The following is a 6018-nucleotide window of genomic DNA, read 5'->3' as shown; positions in this document are numbered from 1 at the left end:
GGATGGGGGCGTGCGCGCAGGTTTTGCGCGCGCAATAAAAAAGCCCCCATCAAGTCCGATGGGGGCCTCGCGCAGCAAGGGTGGCCCAATCCATGGGCCTGGACACGCGAATCAGGATTGCGGGGTGGTCGGTGCCGCCTGGGCGCTGGTGGTGCGCTCGTTCCAGCCGCCGCCGAGGGCCTTGTACAGGTTGACCTCGCTGGTGAGCTGGTTGAGGCGGTCGCTGATCAGTTGCTGGCGCGCGCTGAACAGCTGGCGCTGGGCGTCGAGCAGGGTCAGGTAGCTGTCCACGCCGGTGCGGTAGCGGCGCTCGGCCAGGCGGTAGTAGTCCTCGGAAGTGCGTACCAGGTTGCGCTGGGCGGTGAGCTGCTCCTCGAAGGTGGTGCGGGCGGCGAGGCCGTCGGCGACTTCCTGGAAGGCGGTCTGGATGGCTTTTTCGTACTGCGCCACCTGGATGTCCTTCTGCACCTCGGCGTAGTCGAGGTTGGCCTTGAGGCGGCCGGCAGTGAAGATCGGCAGGTTGATCTGCGGCTGGAACAGCCAGCTGCCGGAGCCCCCGTCGAACAGGCCGGAGAGCTCGGCGCTCTTGGTCCCGGCATTGGCGGTGAGGCTGATGCTGGGGAAGAACGCGGCGCGGGCGGCGCCGATGCTGGCGTTGGCGGCCTTGAGCTGGTGTTCGGCCTGGAGCACGTCCGGGCGGCGCTGCAGCAGTTCGGACGGCAGGCCGGCGGGCACTTCGGCGAGCTGGTCGTCGCCCAGCACCTCGCCTTGCGGGAGGTCGCCAGGCACGCCGTTGCCCAGCAGCAGGGCCAGGGCGTTGCGGTCCTGGGCCACCAGGCGGCTGTACTGCGCAAGGGTGACCTGGGCGCTTTCCACGGCGGTGCGCGCCTGGCTCAGGGCCAGGGCATCGGCGACGCCGACGTCGAAGCTGCGCTGGGTGAGGGCGAGGCTTTCCTGGTAGGTCTTCAGGGTGTCGCGGGTCAGCTTGAGCAGCGACTGGTCGGCCTGAAGGGTCAGGTAGGCGTTGGCGACGCTGGCCACCAGGCTGATCTGTGTGCTGCGGCGGGCTTCCTCGCTGGCGAAGTATTGCTCCAGGGTCTGCTCGTTGAGGCTGCGCAGGCGGCCGAAGAAGTCGATCTCCCAGGCGCTGACGCCCACGGTGGCCGCGTACTGGCCGCTGGTGGTGGCGCGGCCGCTGCTGGAGAGGTCCGCCGGCAGGCGCTGGCGGGTGCCGCTGCCATCGGCCGAGACGCTGGGGAACAGCTCGGAGCGCTGGATGCGGTACTGCGCGCGGTAGGCGTCGATGTTCAACGCGGCCACGCGCAGGTCGCGGTTGTTGGCCAGGGCGGTCTCCACCAGGCGTTGCAGCGCCGGGTCCTTGAAGAACTCGCGCCAGCCGAGGTCGGGCGCGGCCACCTCGGTCTGGGTCGCGCCGTTGGCGGTGTAGGCCTCGCCCTGGGGCCAGGCGCCGTCCACCGGCGCCTCGGGGCGCTGGTAGTCGGGGATCAGCGAGCAGCCACCGAGCAGGACGCTGGCGATGGCGAGGGTCAGCAGGGACTGCCTCATTCGGCGGCCTCCTTGGTCAGTTCGTCTTTGCTGCGCTTGTCCTTGAACAGCGAGCAGACCAGTACGTAGAACAGCGGGACCCAGAAGATCGCCAGTACCGTCGCGGTGAGCATGCCGCCGATCACGCCGGTGCCGATGGCGTGCTGGCTGCCCGAGCCGGCGCCGCTGGAGATGGCCATGGGGACCACGCCGAGGATGAACGCCAGCGAGGTCATGATGATCGGGCGCAGGCGCATGCGGCAGGCTTCCACGGCGGCGTCGAACAGGCTCTTGCCCTGTTCGTGCAGCTCCTTGGCGAACTCGACGATGAGGATGGCGTTCTTCGCCGAGAGGCCGATGGTGGTGAGCAGGCCCACCTGGAAGAACACGTCGTTGGAGAGCCCGCGCATGCTGGTGAACAGCAGTGCCCCGAGGATGCCCAGGGGCACCACCAGCATCACCGAGAAGGGGATCGACCAGCTCTCGTACAGCGCCGCCAGGCAGAGGAACACCACCAGCAGCGACAGCGCGTAGAGCGCGGGCGCCTGGGCACCGGAGAGGCGCTCCTCGTAGGACAGGCCGGTCCAGGAGTAGCCGACGCCGGCCGGCAGTTGCTTGATGATCTCCTCGACCGCCGCCATGGCTTCGCCCGAGCTGTGGCCGGGCGCCGCTTCACCGAGGATCTCGATGGCCGGCACGCCGTTGTAGCGGGCCAGTTTCGGCGCGCCGTAGACCCACTCGCCGGAGGCGAAGGCGCTGAACGGCACCATCTCGCCCTGGTCGTTGCGCACGTACCACTTGCCGAGGTCGTCGGGGTTCATCCGCGCCTCCGGTACGCCTTGCAGGTAGACCTTCTTCACCCGGCCACGGTCGATGAAGTCGTTGACGTAGCTGGCACCCCAGGCGATGGACACGGTGTTGTTGATGTCCGCCAGGGAGACGCCGTGGGCACGGGCCTTCTCGTCATCGATCTGCAGCTGGTACTGCGGTTCGTCGTACAGGCCGTTGGCGCGCACGCGGGCCAGCACCGGGTTCTTGTTGGCCAGTTCGAGGAACTTGTCCCGGGCGGCGTTGAGCTGTTCGTGGCCGACGCCGGCGCGGTCCTGGAGGAAGAAGTTGAAGCCGGTGGCGTTACCCAGCTCCAGCACCGCCGGCGGGGCGAAGGCGAAGACCATCGCGTCGCGGAAGCTGAAGAAGTGCTGCTGGGCGCGCTGGGCCAGGGAGAACACGCTGTGCTCGGCGCCGGGACGCTCCCCCCAGGGCTTGAGCATGATGAAGGCCATACCCGAGCTCTGGCCGCGGCCGGCGAAGTTGAAGCCGGTGACGGTGAACACGGATTTGACGGTGTCCTTCTCGGCGTCGAGCAGGTATTCGCGCATCTGGTCGACCACCACCTGGGTGCGTTCGGCACTGGCGCCGGCCGGGGTCTGCACCTGGGCGAAGAGCACGCCCTGGTCTTCCTCGGGGAGGAAGGCGGTGGGGATGCGGGTGAACAGCCAGGCCATGATCGCGACGATCACCAGGTACATGAGGATGTACGGCGCCTTGCGCTTGAGGATGGCGCGCACGCCGCGCTCGTAGCCGTTCACGCTGCGATCGAAGGTGCGGTTGAACCAGCCGAAGAAGCCGCGCTTGGGGGCGTGGTGGCCCTTGGCGATGGGCTTGAGCATGGTGGCGCAGAGGGCCGGGGTGAACACCAGGGCCACCAGCACCGAGAGCGCCATGGCGGAGACGATGGTGATGGAGAACTGGCGGTAGATCACGCCCGTGGAGCCGCCGAAGAAGGCCATCGGCAGGAACACCGCCGAGAGCACCAGGGCGATGCCCACCAGCGCGCCCTGGATCTGGCCCATGGACTTGCGGGTGGCTTCCAGCGGCGAGAGGCCTTCCTCGGCCATCACCCGCTCGACGTTCTCCACCACGACGATGGCATCGTCCACCAGCAGGCCGATGGCCAGGACCATGGCGAACATGGTCAGGGTGTTGATGGTGAAGCCGAACATCGCCAGCACGCCGAAGGTGCCCAGCAGCACCACCGGCACCGCGAGGGTGGGGATGATGGTGGCGCGGAAGTTCTGCAGGAACAGGAACATCACCAGGAACACCAGGACGATGGCCTCGCCCAGGGTGTGCACCACGCCTTCGATGGAGGCCGAGACCACCGGGGTGGTGTCGTAGGGGAAGACCACCTCCATGCCGGCGGGGAAGAAGGGCTTCAACTGGTCGATGGTTTCGCGGATGGCCTTGGCGGTGTCCAGCGCGTTGGCGCCGGTGGCCAGCTTGATCGCCAGGCCCGAGGCGGGCTTGCCGTTGAACTGGGCGCTGATGGCGTAGTTCTCGCCGCCGAGCTCGATGCGGGCGACGTCACGCAGGCGCACCTGGGAGCCGTCGCGGTTGACCTTGAGCAGGATGGCGCCGAACTGCTCGGGGGTCTGCAGGCGGGTCTTGCCGATGATGGTGGCGTTGAGCTGGGTGCCGGGGGAGGCGGGCAGGCCGCCGAGCTGGCCGGAGGAGACCTGCACGTTCTGCGCCTGGATGGCGCTCTTCACGTCGACCGGGGTCAGCTGGTAGTTGTTCAGCCGTGCCGGGTCGAGCCAGATGCGCATGGCGTACTGCGAGCCGAACACCTGGAAGTCACCCACGCCCTTGGTGCGCGAGATCGGGTCCTGCATGTTGGAGACGATGTAGTTGGACAGGTCGTTCTTGTCCATGGAACCGTCCGTCGACACCACGCCGATCACCAGCAGGAAGTTCTTCACGGCCTTGGTGACGCGGATGCCCTGTTGCTGTACTTCCTGCGGCAGCAGCGGGGTCGCCAGCTGCAGCTTGTTCTGCACCTGCACCTGGGCGATGTCGGGGTTGGTGCCCTGCTCGAAGGTGGCGGTGATGGTCATGCTGCCGTCGGAGTTGCTTTCCGAGGAGATGTAGCGCAGGCCGTCGATGCCGTTGAGCTGTTGCTCGATCACCTGCACCACGGTGTCCTGCACCGTCTGCGCGGAGGCGCCGGGGTAGCTGACCTGGATGCCGACGGCGGGCGCGGCGATGCTCGGGTACTGGTTGATCGGGAGTTTGAGGATGGCCAGGCCGCCCGCGAGCATGATCACCAGCGCGATCACCCAGGCGAAGATCGGCCGGTCGATGAAGAACTTCGACATGAAGGTCGCTCCTTATTGGCTTTTCGCCAGGTCGGGGTCCACCGACTTCGATTCGGCGACGTTGGTCGCGGGGGCGGTCTTCACTTCGGCGCCGGGGCGGACGAACTGCAGGCCTTCGGTGATCAGCTTGTCACCCGGGTTGAGGCCCTTGGTCACCAGCCAGCGGTCGCCGACGGTGCGGTCCGCCTCCAGCTGGCGCAGCTCCACCTTGTTCTCGGCGTTGACCACCAGCGCGGTGGCCTGGCCCTTGAGGTCGCGGGTCACGCCCTGTTGCGGCGCGAGGATGGCCTGCTGCTTGACCCCGGAGCTCAGCTGCGCGTGCACGAACATGCCCGGCAGCAGGTCATGGTCGGGGTTGGGGAACACCGCGCGCAGGGTCACCGAACCGGTGCCTTCGTCCACCGAGACTTCGGAGAACTCCAGGGTGCCTTCGTGCGCGTACTCGCTGCCGTCCTCGAGCGTCAGCTTGACCTTGGCGGCGTTGTCGCCGGCCTTCTGCAGCTGGCCGCTCTCCAGGTCGCGGCGCAGGCGCAGCAGGTCCTTGGTCGGCTGGGTGACGTCGACGTAGATCGGATCGAGCTGCTGGATGGTCGCCATGGCGGCGGCCTGGCCGTTGTTCACCAGGGCGCCCTCGGTGACCGAGGAGCGGCCGATGCGCCCGGAAATGGGGGCCAGCACCTTGGTGTAGCGCAGGTCGATGCGCGCCTTCTCCAGCGCGGCTTCGGCCGACAGGCGCGACGCCTGGGCCTCGTCGTAGGCCTGGCGGCTGACGGCCTGGTCGGTCACCAGGTCCTTGTAGCGGTCGGCCAGGGAACGGCTGGAGGCGAGGGTGGCCTCGGCGCTCTTGAAGGTCGCCTGATAGACGGACGGGTCGATCTGATACAGCTGCTGGCCGGCCTTCACCTCGGTGCCTTCCTTGAACAGGCGCTTCTGGATGATGCCGTCGACCTGGGGCCGTACCTCGGCGATGCGGAACGCGGTGGTGCGGCCCGGCAGCTCGGTGGTCAGGGTGTAGGGCTGTGCTTGCAGGGTGACGATCCCCACCTGAGGTGTCTGCGCGGGCGGGGGCGCGGAGGCCTCCTTGCAGCCGGCGAGTGTGAGCGTAGCCAGAGCGACGGCGGAAACCATAGCTGCGAAGGCTGGCTTCTTCTGCATCTGAAAAGACCTCGTTCGATACGTTTGCCCGGGCGGGCGATACCCATGCAGGGAGCGTGGGTGGATTGTTTAGTCTGCTAACGAATATACTTACGTACGTGAACGTTTGTAAACGATTCTTCTCTACTCTCTGTCAGATAATGTGTCGATGGGGAGGCGATTC

The 6018-nt window shown here is 67.3% G+C and carries 3 protein-coding genes; all 3 read right to left on the bottom strand.

Annotation, left to right across the window (positions count from 1 at the left end):
- Positions 1-111 precede the first annotated feature (111 nt).
- Genes DMX10_RS05835 through DMX10_RS05825 form a run of 3 tightly spaced genes read right to left on the bottom strand, consistent with a single transcriptional unit; the run spans position 112 to position 5855 of the window.
- Positions 112-1566 carry an AdeC/AdeK/OprM family multidrug efflux complex outer membrane factor gene (locus DMX10_RS05835; RefSeq protein ID WP_111260202.1) on the bottom strand — a complete coding sequence of 485 codons (1455 nt, stop codon included), beginning with the start codon at positions 1564-1566 and terminating at the stop codon, positions 112-114.
- Entirely contained in the window at positions 1563-4700 is a 3138-nt protein-coding gene (locus DMX10_RS05830; protein ID WP_111260201.1) for an efflux RND transporter permease subunit, read from the bottom strand. The genes DMX10_RS05835 and DMX10_RS05830 overlap by 4 nt, the downstream gene beginning before the upstream one ends.
- Positions 4701-4712: 12 nt before the next feature.
- Positions 4713-5855 (bottom strand): efflux RND transporter periplasmic adaptor subunit, encoded by a 1143-nt coding sequence (locus DMX10_RS05825; RefSeq protein WP_111260200.1) that lies wholly within the window; start codon positions 5853-5855, stop codon positions 4713-4715.
- Between the last annotated feature and the right edge of the window lie 163 nt (positions 5856-6018).

The organism is Pseudomonas sp. 57B-090624, assembly GCF_003234055.1.
GTDB classification, from domain to species: domain Bacteria; phylum Pseudomonadota; class Gammaproteobacteria; order Pseudomonadales; family Pseudomonadaceae; genus Metapseudomonas; species Metapseudomonas tohonis.
The sequence above is the reverse complement of the archived record's forward strand: the minus strand, read 5'-3'. Positions and strand labels throughout refer to the sequence as shown.